An 18,227-nucleotide genomic window follows, 5' to 3' on the forward strand; every position below is an offset into this window, starting at 1 on the left:
CGCACCATCCGCAGCCACTCCAAGCGCCACAGAGTCATGACGTCAGCTCGAGAAAGACGTCTTCCAGCTCGGCCTCCCGAGGGCCGAGACTGATCACCTTGGTCCCGGCCTCGGCGAGCACCCCGGTCAGATGGGTCTCCGCCTCGTCCAGGGTGCGCACGCCGACGATCAGGCCGGCGCCCTCGGGCCGTACCGATGTCACCCATTGCTGACGCCGGAGCAGCGCGGCGGCCGCATCGGTTCCGCTTTTCAAGCGGAGTCGATAAGCAGGCGTGGCCCGCCCGACGAGCAGTTGCTCGAGGCCGCCCTGGAAGAGCAGCCGGCCGTCGCGCAGAATGCCGATCCGGTCGCAGACTTCCTGCACGTCGGCCAGGATGTGGCTGGAGAACACGACGGTCGCGCGGCCGCGCAGCCGGGCGATCAGGTCGAGCACCTCTCGGCGCCCGGCCGGGTCGAGGGCGGATGCCGGCTCGTCGAGCAGCAGCAGCGACGGCTCTCCGACCATAGTGGCGGCCAGCCCGAGCCGCTGGAGCATGCCGCGCGAAAAGCCGCCGACCCGCCGGGCGGCCGCGTCGGCAAGACCAGCTTCTGCCAGTACTACGTCCACCCTCCCGGCGGGTGTCGGAGCCGCGAGGCGAGCCGCCAGCTCCACGACCTCGCGGCCGGTCAGCCAGGGATCGAACTGGGGTGTGTCGGGCAGGGTGGCGACCCGGCCGCGCTCCACGTCGAGCCGGATCGATCCGCTGGTCGGACGGCGCAGCCCGGCAAGGATGCCCAGCAGCGTCGTCTTGCCCGCGCCGTTCGGGCCGACCAGCCCGTACACCGATCCGGCCGGGACGGACAGGTCGACGCCGTCGAGAGCGGCGCGCCCGCCGTAGCGTTTGCCGAGTGCGGACGTCTCGACGATCATCGGTGGTCCCGGCCGGCGATCAGGTAGACGATGCCCCCGAGCGGGATCGAGAGGACGCAGATCAGCGCCCAGGCCCACTTGGGGAGGTAGCGCACCTGGTGGCGCGAGAGGTCGTAGAGGCAGTAGCCGACGAAGGCCACGGCAAGCAGAACGAGCGGTAGGAACGCGGCGGTGTCGCTCATGGCGTGTCCGCTCTCGGTCGCTCCACCGGAGCGGGCCCGCCGGATGCCTTTGCCAGACGTGTCGCCATACCTCGAGCATGACGGGGCACCGGCCGCCGCGAACGGGCCGAACGACCCCGTTCGGCGGGCCGGAGGGGCCCGCTGTGCACCCCGGGCACGCCGCGAAGGGCGGCTCATCATGACCGACCCCCGGACCGTCGCCCAACGTCACCGTGACCGCCCACGCGGCGATCACGGCCGCCCTCCATCCGTGCGGTGCCGTCGCACCTCTCCAGGTCGGGACGGGTAACTCAGGCCGGCGCCGTTCTCCACGCGTTCTCCATACCGATTGCACACCGCTGCCATCCCGCCGAGCCACCGTCAAGGTGTCAAAGAGGAAGGGAGGAGTCATGAAGACCATCACCCGCCGCGTGGCCACCATCGCCACGGCCGGTGCGCTCGGACTGGGTGGGCTGGCGATCGCGGCTCCGGCGCTGGCCGGCAACGGCCCGTTCGGTTTCGGCTCGTCCAGCACCGCGAGCGCCGGTCCGAACGGCATGGGGCCCGGATACGGCATGGGGTACGGCGGCGGCGCCTGCCACCGCCTGTCCGTCACCGCGGAGCAGGGCACGCTCAGCGAGGCGCAGAAACCCGCATTGGCTCTCATGGCGCAGAAGGAGAAACTCTCGCACGACCTGTACCAGGCGTTCGCCGCCCGCTACGACGCGGTCGTCTTCGACCACATCGGCGTCGCGGAGACCCAGCACCTGAGCGTGGTGCGCACGCTGCTGCAGCGCTATGGCGTCACCGACCCGACCGCGGACCGGCCGGCCGGCACGTTCACCGACAAGGCGACGCAGGCCACCTACGACAAGTTGCTGGCGCAGGGCAAGCAGAGCCTGACCGCCGCGCTGGCCGCCGCGCAGCAGGTGGAACGCGACGACATCGCCGCCCTGCGGGCAGCTTCCAGCGGGCTGACCGCTCCGGACGTCGAGCAGGTCTACACCACCTTGATCGCTGCCTCTCAGCGGCACCTGACCGCCTTCACCCATTGGTCGACCCGGTAACAGCACCGCCGGCGGCCACCGGCCGCACGCCGGGAGATCGCGGCCATCACGGCCGCTGAGCGGCGGGCGAGCGGAGGCCGGCGCCGGACCGCGGCACTCGTACGGTCACGGTGACGCCGCCCGTGGGTGGCGAGTCGATGCCCACCGTTCCGCTGTGGGCGGTGATCAGTTCACGCACGACGGCCAGGCCGATGCCGGAGCCGGCGGTCCCCGCGGCGCCGCGCCCGCGCCAGAGCCGGTCGAAAACGTGCGGCAGCTCGTCCGGCGCGATACCCGGGCCGGTGTCGGCCAGCCGCAGCACAGCGTCGTCGCCATCGACGCGCACGGCGATATGCACCCGATCGCCGGGCCGGCAGTAACGGGCCGCGTTGGCAAGCAGATTGCTCACGGCCTGATGCAGCCGGTCCGGATCCCCGAACACCGGCGCCGGGTGGCCGAGCTCAGTGCTCACGGTCAAACCGGCCGTGTCCAGCCGAGGGCGCTGTGCCGCCAGCGCGGCCGAGGCGACCCCGGACAGGTCGGTGTCCACCGGGTGCAGCGACAGTGCGGCCGCCTCGGCCGCGGACAGGTCGGCGAGGTCCTGCACGATCCGGCCGAGCCGCAGGGCCTGGTCGTGCAGAGCCGCCAGCCGCGACGCGTCGGCCGGCTGGAGACCGTCGCGCAGCTCCTCCAATCCGGCCTGCAACCCGGCCAGCGGCGTACGGAGCTCATGGGCGATGTCGGCGGACAAGCGGCGGCGGACCGTCTCGGCCCGAGCGACCTCGTCCGCCATGCTGTCGAACGCGTACGCCACCTCACCCAGCTCGCCGGGCGCGCGCAGACGGGCGCGGGCCGTGCGCTCTCCGGCAGCGAACCTGCGCGCCGCCGTGGCCAGGACCACCAACGGCCGGGCCAGCCGGCCCGAGACGAACGCGCTGACCAGCAACGCGGTCGCCAGCGCCGCGCCCGCCGCCCCGGCGACCCAGGACCAGGCGACGGTCCGGCCGCTCGAAGCGCCCGCCGGGAAGGCCACCCGCACGCTGCCCACCCGCCGGCCACCGGCCGTGACGGCGGTCTCGACGACCGGCCCGGCAGTCCCCATGTGCTGCATGTCGCCCATGGCCGGACCCCGTCCGTGGCCGGGCCAGACCATGGCACCGCCGGCATCGAAGACCACCAGGCGCGCGCCGGCGCTGCCGGCAAGGGTCGACGCGGCGGTGAGGTCGGCGCCGCCCCAGCCACCCGCGAGTGCGTACGCGTCCGCAGCGGCCGACGCCACCCGGCCGGCGACCCGCTGCCGATCCTGCTGAGCGGCGGCGGCGAGCCCCCGGTCGGTGGCTACCAGCGCGGCGACCGTGAGCACGGCCACCGACGACAACGCCACCAGAACGAACGCCGCCAGCAGCCGCCGCCCCAGCGGACCGGTCAGCGAGTGGCGCTCAGCGATCACGCGACCACCCCAGCCGGTAGCCGACGCCGAGCACGGTCTCCACGATCCGGGCCGCGTCGGGTCCGAGTTTGCGGCGCAAGTTCTTCACGTGCGAGTCGACGGTGCGCTCATAGCCCGGGAACTCGTACCCCCGCACCTGATTGATCAATTCATAGCGTGAGTACACCCGTCCGGGCGTCGCGGCCAGCGCGGTCAGCAGGCCCCACTCGGTCGGCGTCAGCTCCAGCGGACTGTCGTCCAGCCATGCCTCGTGGCGCGCCTCGTCCAGCCTCAGCCGCCCGCCGCCGAAGGTCATCGACCGGTCCGCGCCGCCGGTGCGGCCACCGGTCCGGTGCAGCACCGCCTCGACCCGCAGCACCAGCTCCGTCGGCGAGAACGGCTTGGTCACGTAGTCGTCGGCCCCGCGACGCAGCCCTTCGATACGGTCGTCGACGCTGCTGCGCGCGGTCAGCACGACCACGGGCACCTCCCGGCCGTCGTCGTGCGCGGCAGCCAGCACCTCACGGCCGTCGATGTCGGGCAGGCCCAGGTCGAGCACGACCAGTCCCACGCCGCCGCCGGACAGCAGCTCGAGCGCCTCGGCGCCCGAGCCGGTGGTCCGCACCGCATGGCCGGCCCGCTCCAGATAGCGGCGGACCAGCCCTCGCAGCTCTCGGTCGTCCTCGACGACCAACACGGCGCCCGGCACACCTCCAGGCTGCACGGTCGCGGGGGTCGCGAACAGGGCCGTCCGGCCCGCTCGCATGTCGTACACGACGAAGGCGGGCCGGCGAGCACCTCGAGGATGCCTTTTTCACCGAGGGCGCCGATCCGGTCGGCCAAGCCGGAGGCGCGGGACCAAAGTCCCTTTCCGGTGGCTCGTCGGGGGCATAGCGTGCTGGTCATGTGTTCGGCGAGCCTCGTCGTCCCCATGGTGCGCGCGATTCACTCGCACGGACAGCCGGCGCGCGACTTCCTCGATCGCACCATCGACAACGCTCGCGGCGTCGTGACATCTCCGGGCCCACTACCTGACCTGTCTTCACGATCGAACGAAGGATTGACGCATGCCTAGCAGTGAGCTGGCCGTCGAGGTCGAGGGCCTGCAGAAGCGTTTCGGCCAGGTCACCGCGTTGCGCGGGCTCGACCTGCGGGTCCCCGTCGGCCAGGTGACCGGCTTCCTCGGGCCCAACGGCTCCGGCAAGACGACAACGATCCGCATCCTGCTCGGCCTGCTGCGCGCCGACGGCGGCAAGGCGACATTGCTCGGCGGTGACCCGTGGATCGACGCGGTGCGGCTGCATCGCTCGATCGCCTATGTCCCCGGCGACGTCACCTTGTGGCCCAATCTCACCGGCGGCGAGGCAATCGACATTCTCTGCCGGCTCTCCGGTCCGTTGGAGGGCGACCGCAAGAAGCTGATGCTCGAGCGCTTCGACCTCGATCCGAGCAAGAAGGCTCGCACGTACTCCAAGGGCAACCGGCAGAAGGTCGCGCTGGTGGCCGCGCTCGCGTCGCGGGCGCCACTGCTGCTGCTCGACGAGCCCACCAGCGGCCTCGACCCGATCATGGAGGCCGCCTTCACCAAGTCGATCCGGGAGGTCAAGGCCGAGGGCCGTTCCGTGCTGCTGTCCAGCCACATCTTCGCCGAGGTGGAAAGGCTCGCCGACCGCGTCGCGATCATTCGCGAGGGTGTCACGGTGGAGTCGGGTTCGATCGCCGAGTTGCGGCACCTGACGCGTACGCAGGTGACGGTCCTCCTCGACGGCGGGGCGGACGGCCTGACCGCTCTGCCGGGCGTCCACGACGTCGCGACCAGCGACGGTCACGTCACCTTCGCGGTCGACGACGATCAGCTGCCGGCGGTCCTGACGGCGGTGGCGAGGCTGAACCCGCGCTCGCTGGTCGCGAACCCGCCGTCGCTGGAGGAGCTGTTCTTGCGGCATTACCGCGACGAGCTCGCCGCTCTCGGCAACGGGGCCGAGAAATGACTGCCGCCCAGGCGCCGGTGCCGCAGGCCGCATCCGCCGTGGCGCCCGTCGCCGTCGACCGTCCTCCGGCGGATGGCCTGGCCGGGCTGGGCACGATGGTTCGCTTGGTCGTGCGTCGCAACCGCGTACGGCTGACCGTGTGGTTCGTCGTCATCGTCGGGCTGTTCGCCTACGTCGGCGACTACTACAAGGGCCTGTTCACCACGCAGCAGGCGCTCGACGATTTCGCGAAGCTGTCCGACACGCCCGGCATCAAGGCACTCACCGGCCTCGCGGCGGCCCCGGCCACCCTGGGCGGAGCGGTGTGGACCAAGATCTGGATGACCTGCGCCCTCACCCTCGCGTTGGGTGTCGTCTTCCTGGTCACCCGGAACGGCCGGGCCGACGAGGAGCTGGGCCGCAGCGAGCTGCTGCGCTCGCGGATGCTCGGCCTGCACGCGTACTCCGTCGCTTCGTGGTTGGTCACCACGGTGCTGTGCGTCGCGATCGGATTGTTCGTGGCGTTGGCGTCGGTCGGGCTGGGCCTCGACCCGGCCGGCGCCGGGACGACCGGTTCCTGGGTGGTGGGCGCCTCGGTGACCGGCATCGGGCTGTTCGGCGTGGGCGTCGGCGCTCTTGCCGGGCAGGTGGCCTCGACCTCCCGCGGGGCCAACTCCCTCGCCTCGATCATCATCGTCGCCTGCTACGTCCTGAGGCTGGTCGGCGACCTCGGCAACGGGACACTCACCTGGGTGTCGCCCATCGGGTGGGGACAACAGATGGCCCCGTGGGGCGGCAACCGGTGGTGGCCCTTCGCGCTTCTCGTCGCGCTCACCGCGGTCCTGCTCGCCGTCGCATGGGTGGCCGAGGCGCGCCGCGACCATGGCGCGGGACTGCTCCCGCAGCCCGCGGGGAAGGCCGACGCACCGCAACGCTATGCGACGCCGCTCGGCTTGGCAGTTCGCCTCCAACGCGGCCCGATCATCGGCTGGACCCTCGCCGTGGTGCTCAGCGCCCTGCTGCTCGGGTCGGTGGTCAAACAGATGACCGACCTGCTCGCCGACGCCGGCGTCAACGTGTCAACCATCATGCACGGCACCGGCGTCGCCGCGCTGCTCGGGCTGATGGCCGGGCTGATCGCACTGATCGTCGCGGTCTTCGCCATCCAGTCCGCCACCCAGCTGCGGGCGGACGAGGCGAGTGGGATCCTCGAGCCGCAGCTGGCGGGCGCGCTGTCGCGGAGCCGGTGGGCACTCGAACGCCTGCTGATCCCCACGGTCGGCGGCGCGGCGCTGCTTGCTCTGGGTGGCGGGCTGCTCGGCATCGGGTACGGGGCCACGATCGGTGACGCCTCGCAGGGCCCGCGCATCGCCGGGGCGGCTCTGACGTATTGGCCTGCCGTCATGGTGCTCACCGGGCTCGCCGTGCTGATGTTCGGCTATCTGCCCCGCGTCGCGATCCCGGTCACCTGGGGCGTCGTCGCGGCCGTCTGGATCGTCATGCTCATCGGCGACGCGCTCCACCTGCCGGGCTGGGTACTCGAAGTGCTGCCGTTCTCCGCCACACCCATCCTCCCCGCCGAACGGATGACCTGGACACCGCTGATCATCATGACTGCCGCAGCGGCGATCCTCACCTGGGCAGGTCTCGCCCGGTTCACCCGGCGAGACGTCCAGCCAGGATGAAGCGGTGTGCCGCTCGACCGCGAAGAGCCTTGGCGGTCGGGACTTCATGTCCTGTGGACGGCTTGTGCGGCGGAGCGACGGTGAACTGAGGCAACTTGTGGTTCGGCCACCACGGGCCTGGAGGCCCGGTTGTCAGGGCCAACGGCCCTGACCCCACCGTCCCGGAGCGCGCGACGCTGAGTGTACGACCCGCATCCATCGCACACATTTTGCGAGACGGCGATGATTCCGAACTTGATCGACCATATTCAGGGCTTGACCGCGCACGACCACGTGGACCTCCGCCGAGCCCTGCGCCGGGCCGGCCGGGCCGACGAACCGCCGGCCCCGGTGCCGGGAGACGCGCCGGAGGTTGCGACGCTGCTGTCCGACGACGACTTCGCGGCCCAACTCGGCGAGCTGGCCGGATCGCTCGGCCGCGACCCGCGGGCGGTACGCGCCGAGACGGCCGGCTACCTGCGCGAGATGGGCGCGACCCACACGAGGCGCGCGACCAGCGACTGGGCCCGGTTCAGTCGCTGGCTGACCCGGGCGCACGAGCTGATCGTCGATCCGGAGCAGGCGCAGCGGCTGCGGGACCTCGACCGCAAGTATTCGTTGTTGTTCCCGTTCTCGCACCGCTCCTACCTGGACGGCGTCACGGTGCCCGCGGCGATCACCCGGAACCGGATCACGCCGCCGTTCGTGCTCGCCGGGGCGAACCTCGACGTCTTCCCGTTCAACCATCTGCTGCGCCGGTCCGGGTTCGTCTACATCCGGCGCTCGACCGCCGGCAACCCGGTCTACCGGTTCGCGCTGCGGTGGTATGTCGCCGAGATGCTCAAGAACCGCCGCAATCTCTGCTGGTCGATCGAGGGCGGGCGCACGCGTACGGGAAAACTGCGGCCCCCGGCCTACGGCCTGCTCCGGTACGTGATCGACGCGCTCGACACGTCGCCCGGCACGGGCGCGGTGATCGTCCCGGTCTCCATCGTGTACGACCAGCTGCACGAGGTCTCGCTGGTCACCAACGAGGCCCGGGGCGTGGGCAAGCGCCCGGAGAATCTGCGGTGGCTGTGGACCTTCGGACGGTCCCAGCGGGAACGGTTCGGGCGGGCGTACGTGGAGTTCGGCGAGCCACTCCCCGTGCGGGACCGGCTCGCCGAGATCCGGGCCGGCGACGCGCCCGCGGCGAGCGAGGTCGAGCGGATCGCCCTGGAGACGTGTCATCGCATCAACCGGGCCACCCCGGTGACCACCACCGCCGTCGTCTGCCTGGCGCTGCTGGCCGCTGACCGGGCGCTGACCCTCGACGAAGTGCTGGCGACGGTGGCCCCGCTCGCCCGCTACCTCACCCAGCGCGGCCGGCCGGTGGCCGGCGCGGCGAACCTCACCGACCGGGCCACCATTCACCGGGCGCTCGACGACCTGACCCGCTCGGGGGTCCTTACCGGCTACGACGGCGGCCCGGAGACGGTCTGGGCAGTCGCGTCCGGCGAGCATCTGGTGGCCGCGTTCTACCGCAACACGGCCGTACACGTGCTGGTCGACCGGGCGATCGGCGAGCTGGGCCTGGTCGCCGCCATGGAGGGCGGCGAGAACGGGCTGGCCACCGCGAACCGGGAGACCCTGCGGCTGCGCGACCTGCTCAAGTTCGACTTCTTCTTCCCCTCCCGGGGCGAGTTCGCCCGGGAGATGGCCGCCGAGCTGGCGATCGTCGATCCCCGGCAGGCCGGCGGGCTGCACGAGTTCGGCGCGGCGGACGCCGAGCGGTGGCTCCGGGAGAGCGAGTTGCTGGTGGCCCACCTGGTGCTGCGGCCGTTCCTGGACGCCTACCGGGTCGTCGCCGAGCGGCTGGCCGACCGGGCGGACGACGAGCCGTTCGACGAGGCCCGCTTCCTCGACGACTGCCTGCGGCTCGGCCGGCAATGGGCGCTGCAGAAGCACTTGGCCAGCGAGGAATCGGTGTCGCTGGAGCTGTTCCGGCCCGCCCTGCGGCTGGCCGGGCACCGCGGCCTCACCGACATCGGCCCCGGGACGGCCGAGCAGCGCCGGGCCTTCCGCGACGAGCTCCGCGAAACCGTACGCCGGGTGAACGTGATCGCCGGCCTGCACCACCGGGACCGGTCGTGAACGTCACCGCCCGCGAGGTCATCGAGGCGGTCGGCGCCGGCCCGGCCGGGCCGCGGATCGGCGCGTTCTTCGACCTCGACGGCACCCTGGTGCGGGGCTACACCGCCGAGAGCATCTATCGCGATCGGATCAGCCGGGCGGACATCGGCCCGGCGGAGCTCGCCCGCGCCGGCGCCGCCGCCCTGGACGGCATCCGGAACGGCGGCGCCGCGCACGCCGTCGCGGAGACCGGTCTCGCGGCCCTGCGCGGACGTACGGTCGCCTCGGCGACCGAGACCGGCGAGCGGCTGTTCGCGCAGCGGATCGCCGGCACGATGCGCCCCGAGGCCCGCGACCTCGTCCGCGCGCACCGGGAGATGGGCCACACTGTCGTGGTTGCATCCTCGGCGACCCGGTTCCAGATCGAGCCGGTGGCCCGGGACCTGGGTATCACCCACATCCTCTGCACCGAAGTGGAGGACGAGGACGGGGTCATGACCGGGCGCAGCACGACCGGCCTGCTCTGGGGTGAGCCGAAGGCCGCGGCGGTGCGGAAGTTCGCCCGGGCGCATCGCATCGATCTCAAGCGCAGCTACGGCTACGCCAACGGTCCGGAGGATGTCGCCTTCCTCGGCGCGGTCGCCCACCCGTACGCGGTGAATCCGCACCCGGGCCTGCGGCGCGCCGCCGACGATCGGGCCTGGCCGGTGCTCACGCTGCGCGAGCCGCGGTCACCCGGCCTGCGCGCCGTGCTGGGGACCATCGGCGGCCTGGCCGGCGTCAACATCGGGCTGACCACCGGTCTGGCCTACGGCTGGCTCACCGGCGACCACCGACTCGGCGTCAACACCGGCATCGGGTTGTCCGCCGATCTGGCGCTGGCCCACGCGGGTGTGAAGCTCGAGGTGGTCGGCGCGGACAAGCTGGAGAAGGCCCGCCCCGCGGTGTTCATCGCCAACCATCAGAGCACCCTCGACGTGGTGGTGCTCGGCGCCCTGCTGCGCCACGACTTCACCGCCGTGGCCAAGAAGGAAGCACGCCACGACCCGCGGATGCTGGCGGTCAGCGCGGTGCTCGACCCGGTGTTCATCGACCGCTCCGACCTGACGAGGGCCAAGCAGAGCATGGACGGTGTGGTGCGCAGACTGCGCGCGGGCACGTCCATCCTGATCTTCCCCGAGGGCACCCGCATGCCGACGCCGGCGCTGGGCCGATTCAAGAAGGGCGCCTTCCACATCGCCCGGCAGGCTGGTGTGCCGATCGTCCCGATCGTGCTGCGCAACACCGGAGAGCTCGCCTGGCGCCGCTCACTGTTCGTCAACCCCGGCACGGTCGACGTCGCTGTGCTCGACCCGATCCCGGCCGGCGACTGGCCGGCGGACGAGCTCGATCAGCGGATCGCCGAGGTACGCGGGCGGTTCGCCGACACGCTCGCGCACTGGCCGAAACCGGTGTGCGCGGCGTGATCGCCCCGGATGTCGCGACCACCGCGATCAGCGCGACCGCCGACGGGGCGTTCACAGCATCAGCCTCCCGTCGGCCGGCCGGACTTCATCGGCGGTAGGTCTCGGCCAGCACGGTGTCGACCATCAGGTGGTTGAACCGGGCCGGCTCCTCGGCGTCCGGGTTGTGGCCCGAGTCGGCGAACACGTACACCCGCTTGATCGGCGCCCGGAGGGTGGCGATCCACTCGTCGGCGAACCGGCTACGGGCGGTCAGCTCGTGCCGGCCCTGCATGAAGTACACCGGCACGTCCAGCCGTGGCACGGTGACCCGGAAGTCCAGTTCCTGCAGCTGCGGGTAGAGCAGGCCGCCCATGTCGGCGAAGCCGCGGACCTCGTTCCAGGTGTCGAGCAGGCTGTACTCGCCGGGGAAGAAGCCGCCGAGACCGCGGGCCCGCTCGAACTCGGCGCCGTGCTGGTAGGGCTCGATCGCGTCGTAGTGCTCCATCACCTTCGCGTAGCCGAGCACGTCGCGGTACGGCGGCGGTCCCAAGGCCCGCAGTTGGTCCCGCAGCCCGGTGTTGCCGCTGTCGTCGGCGTACGCCCGCAGTTGCTCGTAGAGAACCCGGTCGGTCGCGCGCTGGCTGACCATCTGGCCGGTGCCGGCGTACGCGTAGAACAGCTCGGGATTGCGCTGCACCATCAGCACGCCGAGCGTGCTCCCCCAGGAGTTGCCGGTCAGATAGATCTTCGGCTGTCCGAAGCGCGCGGCCAGGTGGCGGGACAGCTCGATGCCGTCGGCGACGATCCGGTCGAGGGTGAGCGTCCCGGCCGGATCCAGCGCCGGATAGGACTTGCCGACGCCGCGCTGTTCCCACACCGCCACCGTGAAGTGCTCCTCCAACGGCTGGTTGAAGGTGCGCACCCAGCCCACGTCGGAGCTGCCCGGCCCGCCGGACAGGTGCAACAGCACGGGGTTGGAGCGGCTGCGACCGCGCAGGGACACCCACTGGTCGACGCCGCCGAGGCGTACCTTCTCCAGCGCGGCGACGCTGCCCGGCACCGGCCGGCCGTCGGCGTCCAGCACGGGTGCGACCCGGCCGGGCCGGACCAGCTGCACCGCCAGCGCGGCGACGCCGATCGCCAGCAGGACTGCTCCGATGTGGACGATTGCCGGCCGCTTGTCGTGGCGGGTGGCCGTCACGCCGACGATCCAGCCCAGCACCATGGGCGGGAGCGCCACGACCGCGTACATCACGTGGACGGCCAGGAACAGCAGCACACCCAAGGTCACGTCGAGGCGCGGGCGGTCCAGCGTCGGGCCGGGAACTTCAAAAACCGTGAACCGGGCCAACTCGTACGCCGTCAGGTGTGCCACGGGCCCGAGCAGACCGGCCCACCGCGACTGCGACAGGACGCCGGCCAGGACGCCGACGATCAGCGTGCCCGCCATCAGCGCGACGACCTCGGTGCCGGTGGTCGGCCCGCGGGGAAGCAATGCGGCAGCCACCAGCCCGGACAGGGCGGCCACGGCCGACACCGCGATCAGGCGTTCACGAATTCCGCCGCCGGCCAGGGCGCGGCGCGGGGCGAGCGGCCGGGTGTGCTCAACGGTGGTCATAGAACCAGCATCAGCGCCGGCGGAGAAAGCGGATAGGGACCAACGACCGGCCCGGGCAGCCGCCCGGCCCGGCCGTCGCCAAGTGCGCTCCGGATCATGCCGACGATCTGAGCCCGGCCCTCCTCCAGCCATGCCCTGCTGCGTCGCGGCAGGTTCACGCCTCCGCCGCAGGTGCCGGGACCGGGCAGGAGCGCTCGATGAAGCCGGCCACCGCGAGCATTCGCCCCATGCCGGTGAGCACCGCCATCACCATCGTCAGCTCGACCAGTTCCGCCTGGTCGAAGTGGGTGGCCAGCGCCGCCTTGTTCTGTTCGGTCAGCAGGTCGTACGGCTCGACGTTCGCCATCCGCGTCGCCGCCTCGAGCGCCGCCCGCTCGGCCGGGGTGAACCCGTCGTCGCGCAGCGCGAAGACCGCGTCGATCTCCTCCTGGGAGATGCCGTGCTTCTTCGCCGATGCGGTGTCGCCCGCCTGGCAGAACGGGCAGCCGTTGAGCCCGGCGAGCCGCAGCCGGACCAGCTCCTTGAGCCGGACCGGCAGCCGGCCAGCGAAGAACACGTCCCGGTAGAAGTGCCCCCAGTAGAACTCCGCGATCTCCGGCGCGTGCGCGGCGAACCGGTGGAAACCGCTGTCGCCGCCCAGCTCGTCGATGGCGCGCACCTTGCTGCGCAGCGGCTCGCCGATCTCGTCGACGGGCACGGGTGTGAAGTACATCATGCGTCCTCCCGCGGCGGGTCAAGCCTGGGCTCGAGCCACCTGTTCATCGGTCATGCCGAGCAGTCCTCTGAGGATTTCGTCGTTGTGGGCACCCAGTTCCGGGCCCACCCAGCGCACCTGGCCGGGTGTGTCGCTCAGGCGAGGAGCCACATTCTGCATGGGCAGCTCGCCGAAGTCCGGGTGCGGCAGGCTGATGATCGATTCACGCGCCGCGAAGTGCGGATCGGCCAGCATCTCCGGCGCCCGGTACATTCGCCCGGCCGGCACGCCCGAATCCTCCATCAGGTCGAGCAGCGGATCGGAGTCGATCGAGGCGGTCCACTCAGTGATGATCTCGTCCAGCAGCTCCGCGTTCTTTCCCCTGGCGGCATGGGTGGCGAAGCGCTCGTCCTTGGCGAGATCGTCGCGCTGCATCGCGGCCGCCAATCGCCGGAAGACGGTGTCCTGGTTGCCGGCGATCAGGACGAGTTGCCCGTCCCGGGTCGGATAGACGTTGGACGGAGCCACGTTGGGCAGCACCGAGCCGGTCCGCTCGCGGATGTAACCGCCGATGACGTACTCCGGGATCATCGACTCCATGTAGGAGAGCACAGCTTCGAAGATGGCCGAGTCGACCACCTGCCCCCGGCCGGTGCGGTGCCGGGCGTTGATCGCCACCAGGCCGCCGAGCGCGCCCATGGTTCCGGCGAGCGCGTCGCCGATGCTGATGCCCATTCGGCTGGGGAAGCCGTCCGGCTGGCCGACGATGTAGCGCAGGCCGCCCATCGCTTCACCGATCGAGCCGAAGCCGGCGCGCTTGGCGTACGGTCCGGTCTGACCGTAACCGGTGACCCGGATGACGATCAGCCGGGGGTTGAGCGCCAGCAGCGCGTCGGGGCTCAGGCCCCAGCCTTCGAGGCGGCCCGGCCGGAAGTTCTCGATCAGGACGTCGGACTTCTCGACCAGGTCCCGGACGGCTTGCTGGCCCGCTTGCCCGCGGAGGTTCAGCTCCACGGACTTCTTGTTGCGGGCCACCACCGGCCACCACAGCGACTTGCCGTACGGACGCTCCCGGCCCCAGTTCCGCATGGGGTCACCCTCGCCGGGCGGCTCGATCTTGATCACCTCGGCGCCGAAGTCGCCCAGGAGCTGGCCGCAGAAGGGTCCGGCGAGGAGTTGCCCCATCTCGACCACACGGAGACCCTTCAGCCCCGCACCCGCTTCCTTCGTCGACATGTGGCCTCCTTCGTGACTGCATACGATTGCGAGCGCGTTTCGCGGCGTGCTTGGACATCCCGGGCGTCATTCAAGAGGATTGTATACAACAATCGGCGAGCGGGAACCCCGCCCATCCGTTGATCTCGATCAGGCGGCGTCGTCGCGCGCCCGGCTCCACGAGCTCCAGGCGCGGAAGCCGCGGTCCTGTCGTTCGGTGCCTCGCCGCTGCACGCTCGCCTCACCCTGACGCATCTTGTGCCACACGTCGGCGGCATACTCCATCGCCGGCGTGCCGGCCGGCAGGTTGGTCAGGGAGATCGCCTCGAGCACCTCACGCTCGGTGGCGCCGTGCTTCATCGCCAGCTGCGAACTCCACTCGATGCCCTCGCGGTCGTTGCGCACGGCCGTGGTGATCCCGACCAGCACCAGGTATCGGGTCTTGAGGTCGAGGGCGAGCGGCCGCTCGTGGAAGATCGTGTAGTTGAGAAACTCCTCGAACATCCGTTTGATGTCCGGATCCACCGTCTTGAGCAGCTCGAACAGCGGGAGGTCGAAGGTGTCCATCTTGTCGCCCGAGCCGCCACCGGCGCCCGATCCGGGCTTCCGCGTGCTCATTTGCTGATCTCCTCGCTCAACACGCTGACCGTGTAGTCGTGCCGGATCGTCTTGCCGGTGACCGGGTCGATCATGCGCAGCGACCATTGACGGCCGAAATCGAGACGCTCGTCCAGCGACACCACCGTGCCGCTGTAGAAGACCTTGGTCCCGGGCACGTCGCCGAGCCGTCCCTCCACGCTGTCCACCATCTCCTGGGGCGTCCAGAACTCGGCGACCGACGCCTTCTGGTACGGCCGGCCGTCGACGTAGCTCTCCAACTGCACCTCATCCCAGTGGTCGCGTACGTCCGCCCAGCGCCACAGGGTCGGAGCCAGCACGTTCGGCGCGGCCTGCTTGGACCACGGGACATCGGTCTGTTCCAGCTTCCGGTCGGTATGGTCGCTGCCGGTGCCGACCAGCAGCCCTTCCGGCGTGACGACGGTGACGATCTCGATCTCGCCGCTGGTGGTGTCGTACTGCACCGGCACGTCGGAGTCCACGATGGTCGCCCAGGAACTGATCGGGAAGATGATCGGCGGGCGCTCGGGCCAGTCGACGTGCACGCCGGTCACCTCATCCAGGTGACGCTGCATCTTCTCCTTGTCGCGGATGGTGAAGCCGAGGTTGTAGACCCGGGCCACCTCCAACTCCTGCTCGGTGAGTCCGTCCGCACCGTCGATCGTGATCCGAAACCGCTGGGTCATCTTCGTGCTCCTCCTTGGGTCACACCGCGAGTCGGCTGCTCAGGCCGCCGTCCACCACGAAACTCTGTCCGGTCACGTACGCCGCGTCGCCGGAAGCGAGGAAGCGCACCACCGCGGCCACGTCCACCGGGTCGCCGGGCCGCCGCAGCGGCACCCGCTCGGCCACCTTGCCGTCATCCACCTCGTCGGAGCCGGCCAGCAGGCCGGGCACCACCGCGTTCACCCGTATCCCGTGCGGTCCCAACTCGTCCGCGAGGCTGCGGACCAGGCCGAGCACCGCGGCGTTGGCAGCCGCCTCCCCGGACCGCCCGGCCTGCCCGAAGGCCGCACCGGTCAGCGACGACGCGAGGCAGACGATGCTGCCGCCGGAACCGAGCCGGCCGGCGGCTCCACGCACGATCCGGAGCATGCCGAGCAGACCGCCGTCGAGCGCACCGGACCAGCCGTCGCCGGACAGGTCGCCGTTCTGGTCGCCCTGATCCGGCGGCACCGCCACCACCACGTCGAGCCGGCCGCAGCGCTCGTGCACCCGGTCCAGGAAGTCGGTGACCCCGTCGGCGCCGGAGAGGTCGGCGTCCACCAACGCGGCGGCGCCGATCGCCCGGGCGACCACGAAAGCCACCTCGGCAGGCTGCCGATCGGCGGGATCGGCGGGCAGCACCACCGTGGCGCCCGCCTCGGCCAGCGCCGCTGCCGCCGCCAGCCCGAGGCCGGTGCCCGCTCCGGTCACCACGGCCACCTTGCCGGCCAGGCCGCCGGTGGCGTGTTCCGAGGTCACCGACCGGGATGCGGCCGGCTCGGCCGGCTCCCCCGGCCCGGCCGGATCCAACGGCGCCGGCAGGCCGGTCTCCGCCAGGCAGGTCTCGCGCAGCTCCGTGATGGCCGGGCCGAGGTCGAACGTGGTCGTCGGGGGCCGGGTACGCCGGATCTTGTCGCGGAGCCGGTCGGTCGCGACGGCGTCCACCGACCCGTCCGCTCCGATCACCACCCCGTAGCGCTGCGCGCCCTCGGCGCTGACCAGTCCCCGAGCCACGTCCACCCACACGTTCTCCGGGTCGCGCTCCAGCGGGTCGCCCCAGCCGCCGCCGCCCCAGGTGATGTACCGCAGCAGGTCGCCGTTGCGCACCTGCACCCGGTCGCACTTGGCGGGCAACACCTCGACGCCGCGGCCGGCCCTCTCCAGCAGCTTGCGGCTGCGCGCCCCGGGCTGTCCCCCGTTGACGCCCCACGGGTAGGTGAACCAGCGGTCGTCGTGGATGGACACCTCGCCGTCCTGCAGGAAGCGGTACGCCACCTCGACGGCGTTGCCACCGCGATGCAGTCCGGCCCCGCCGGAGTCGGCCACCGTCTCGTAGCGCTCGATCCGCAACGGGTAGTACCGCTCCAGATATTCGTTCGGCACGTTGGTGAACGACGGCCACATCGAGTGTCCGTCCGGACCGTCGCCGACCCGACGGCCCGGCACGCCGCCGAAGCCGATCTGGTAGAGCTGGAACCAGTCGCCGTTGTCGTAACGCCCGGAGTACATCAGATGCGGGCTGGAGGAGAACCCGGCGCCGTTGAGGAAATGCGGCTGCTGCTGGCCGAGCAGCCCGCCCAGTACGTCGAAGACCCGTCCCAGCGCATGCGTGCGGCAGGAGAGCGCCGCCGGCCGCTCCGGGGTGAGCAGGCTCCGCTCCGGGTAACGCACGTCGACCAGCGGATAGAACCCGTCGTTCCACAGCACCTGCGGGTCGAAGACCATGATCATGTAGATCCCGAAGTACATCTTCAGGATGTTCTTGTTGAGGTAGTAGTTGATCGGCCCGGTGGCCTGCGGCGACGTGCCGGTCCAGTCGAGGACCACCCGGTCGCCCTCGCGCCACATGGTGCACATCAGCTTGAACGGGCCCCGGCCGAGGCCGTCGTCGTCGACGTAGTCGGCGAACGTCACCGGCTCGGTGGGGATGTGCCGGGTGATCAGCTCCCGCATCGCCCGCAGGTTCCGGTCCAGCAGAGCGTCCAGCGCGCTGAGGTACGTCTCCTCGCCGAACCGGTCGCACAGCTCCAGCACCCGCCGTGCGGCGACCCGGCAGCCCGCGACCACCCCGTTGAGGTCGGCCCGGTTCCACTCCGGGATCCGTACCTGGTTGAGGATCACCTCGAACGCCTCGGCGTTGAACTCGCCCGCCCGGAAGAGCCGGAACGGCGGCACCACCACGCCCTCCTCGTAGATCGAGGTGGCGTCGGTGGGCAGGCTCCCCGGCACCTTTCCGCCGACATCGGTCATGTGACCGAACATCGACGACCAGCCGACCAGCAGCCCGTCCCGGAAGATCGGCAGCAGGATCAGCCAGTCGTTGGCATGGCTGATGGCGCCGCCGCAGTGGTACGGGTCAGAGGTGAAGAACACGTCACCGTCGCGGATCTCGCCGTCGTACGCCTCGAGGAACCCGTGGATGAACGAGCCGAACTGCCCGACCACCATCCGTCCCTGGCGGTCGGTGATGAGCGGAAACTCGTCGTGCTGCTCCCGGATGCCCGGCGACATCGCGGTGCGGAACAGCGTCGCGTCCATCTCCTCGCGGATGTTGCGCAGAGCGTTCTCGATGATGTCCAGCGTCACCGGGTCGACCTCGACGGTCGCCGGAGCGGAGCGGGTCTGCACCACGGAGGCCAT

General features: G+C 71.2%; 15 protein-coding genes. 5 read left to right on the top strand and 10 right to left on the bottom strand.

Going from position 1 to position 18,227, the window contains the following annotated elements:
• Positions 1-34: 34 nt before the first annotated feature.
• Positions 35-910, bottom strand: coding sequence for an ABC transporter ATP-binding protein (locus tag ACFQS1_RS27445; RefSeq protein WP_378973713.1), 876 nt, complete (start codon positions 908-910; stop codon positions 35-37).
• Positions 907-1,092 (bottom strand): PLDc N-terminal domain-containing protein, encoded by a 186-nt coding sequence (locus ACFQS1_RS27450; protein WP_378973715.1) that lies wholly within the window; start codon positions 1,090-1,092, stop codon positions 907-909. The genes ACFQS1_RS27445 and ACFQS1_RS27450 overlap by 4 nt, the downstream gene beginning before the upstream one ends.
• Positions 1,093-1,481: 389 nt before the next feature.
• Between ACFQS1_RS27450 and ACFQS1_RS27455 the strand changes: the two genes are divergently transcribed.
• The gene (locus ACFQS1_RS27455) at positions 1,482-2,138 is read left to right on the top strand and encodes a DUF2202 domain-containing protein (RefSeq protein WP_378973718.1); all 657 of its coding nucleotides are present in this window, start codon (positions 1,482-1,484) and stop codon (positions 2,136-2,138) included.
• Positions 2,139-2,184: 46 nt separating this feature from the next.
• On the opposite strand, the gene ACFQS1_RS27460 is transcribed toward ACFQS1_RS27455, so the two are convergent.
• Together ACFQS1_RS27460 and ACFQS1_RS27465 are read right to left on the bottom strand one after the other, a co-directional pair.
• Positions 2,185-3,567 (bottom strand): HAMP domain-containing sensor histidine kinase, encoded by a 1,383-nt coding sequence (locus ACFQS1_RS27460; RefSeq protein WP_378973721.1) that lies wholly within the window; start codon positions 3,565-3,567, stop codon positions 2,185-2,187.
• Positions 3,557-4,243: a response regulator transcription factor gene (locus tag ACFQS1_RS27465; RefSeq protein WP_378973723.1), complete on the bottom strand. Its 687-nt coding sequence runs from the start codon at positions 4,241-4,243 to the stop codon at positions 3,557-3,559. The genes ACFQS1_RS27460 and ACFQS1_RS27465 overlap by 11 nt, the downstream gene beginning before the upstream one ends.
• 370 nt (positions 4,244-4,613) lie before the next feature.
• Between ACFQS1_RS27465 and ACFQS1_RS27470 the strand changes: the two genes are divergently transcribed.
• From ACFQS1_RS27470 to ACFQS1_RS27485, 4 genes are all read left to right on the top strand, one after another.
• Positions 4,614-5,537 carry an ABC transporter ATP-binding protein gene (locus ACFQS1_RS27470; protein ID WP_378973725.1) on the top strand — a complete coding sequence of 308 codons (924 nt, stop codon included), beginning with the start codon at positions 4,614-4,616 and terminating at the stop codon, positions 5,535-5,537.
• Positions 5,534-7,201 (top strand): ABC transporter permease, encoded by a 1,668-nt coding sequence (locus tag ACFQS1_RS27475; protein WP_378973728.1) that lies wholly within the window; start codon positions 5,534-5,536, stop codon positions 7,199-7,201. The genes ACFQS1_RS27470 and ACFQS1_RS27475 overlap by 4 nt, the downstream gene beginning before the upstream one ends.
• A 255-nt stretch (positions 7,202-7,456) precedes the next feature.
• A complete protein-coding gene (locus ACFQS1_RS27480) occupies positions 7,457-9,313 on the top strand; it encodes a lysophospholipid acyltransferase (protein WP_378973729.1) in 1,857 nt (618 codons plus the stop codon).
• Positions 9,310-10,758 (top strand): HAD-IB family hydrolase, encoded by a 1,449-nt coding sequence (locus ACFQS1_RS27485; protein ID WP_378973731.1) that lies wholly within the window; start codon positions 9,310-9,312, stop codon positions 10,756-10,758. Before ACFQS1_RS27480 ends, ACFQS1_RS27485 begins: the two co-directional genes overlap by 4 nt.
• 85 nt (positions 10,759-10,843) lie before the next feature.
• Here ACFQS1_RS27485 and ACFQS1_RS27490 read toward each other — a convergent pair whose 3' ends face one another.
• From ACFQS1_RS27490 to ACFQS1_RS27515, 6 genes are all read right to left on the bottom strand, one after another.
• A complete protein-coding gene (locus ACFQS1_RS27490) occupies positions 10,844-12,355 on the bottom strand; it encodes an alpha/beta fold hydrolase (protein ID WP_378973734.1) in 1,512 nt (503 codons plus the stop codon).
• Between the two features lie 154 nt (positions 12,356-12,509).
• On the bottom strand, positions 12,510-13,067 hold the full coding sequence (locus tag ACFQS1_RS27495) for a carboxymuconolactone decarboxylase family protein (RefSeq protein ID WP_378973736.1): 558 nt from the start codon (positions 13,065-13,067) through the stop codon (positions 12,510-12,512).
• 21 nt (positions 13,068-13,088) lie between these two features.
• The gene (locus tag ACFQS1_RS27500; RefSeq protein WP_378973739.1) at positions 13,089-14,285 is read right to left on the bottom strand and encodes a CaiB/BaiF CoA transferase family protein; all 1,197 of its coding nucleotides are present in this window, start codon (positions 14,283-14,285) and stop codon (positions 13,089-13,091) included.
• Positions 14,286-14,414: 129 nt separating this feature from the next.
• Positions 14,415-14,882: a carboxymuconolactone decarboxylase family protein gene (locus tag ACFQS1_RS27505; RefSeq protein WP_378973742.1), complete on the bottom strand. Its 468-nt coding sequence runs from the start codon at positions 14,880-14,882 to the stop codon at positions 14,415-14,417.
• The gene (locus ACFQS1_RS27510; RefSeq protein ID WP_378973744.1) at positions 14,879-15,568 is read right to left on the bottom strand and encodes a DUF2848 family protein; all 690 of its coding nucleotides are present in this window, start codon (positions 15,566-15,568) and stop codon (positions 14,879-14,881) included. The genes ACFQS1_RS27505 and ACFQS1_RS27510 overlap by 4 nt, the downstream gene beginning before the upstream one ends.
• A gap of 19 nt (positions 15,569-15,587) precedes the next feature.
• Positions 15,588-18,227 carry an SDR family oxidoreductase gene (locus tag ACFQS1_RS27515; RefSeq protein WP_378973747.1) on the bottom strand — a complete coding sequence of 880 codons (2,640 nt, stop codon included), beginning with the start codon at positions 18,225-18,227 and terminating at the stop codon, positions 15,588-15,590.

This window comes from Paractinoplanes rhizophilus (assembly GCF_042664765.1).
Taxonomy (GTDB): Bacteria; Actinomycetota; Actinomycetes; order Mycobacteriales; family Micromonosporaceae; genus Actinoplanes; species Actinoplanes rhizophilus.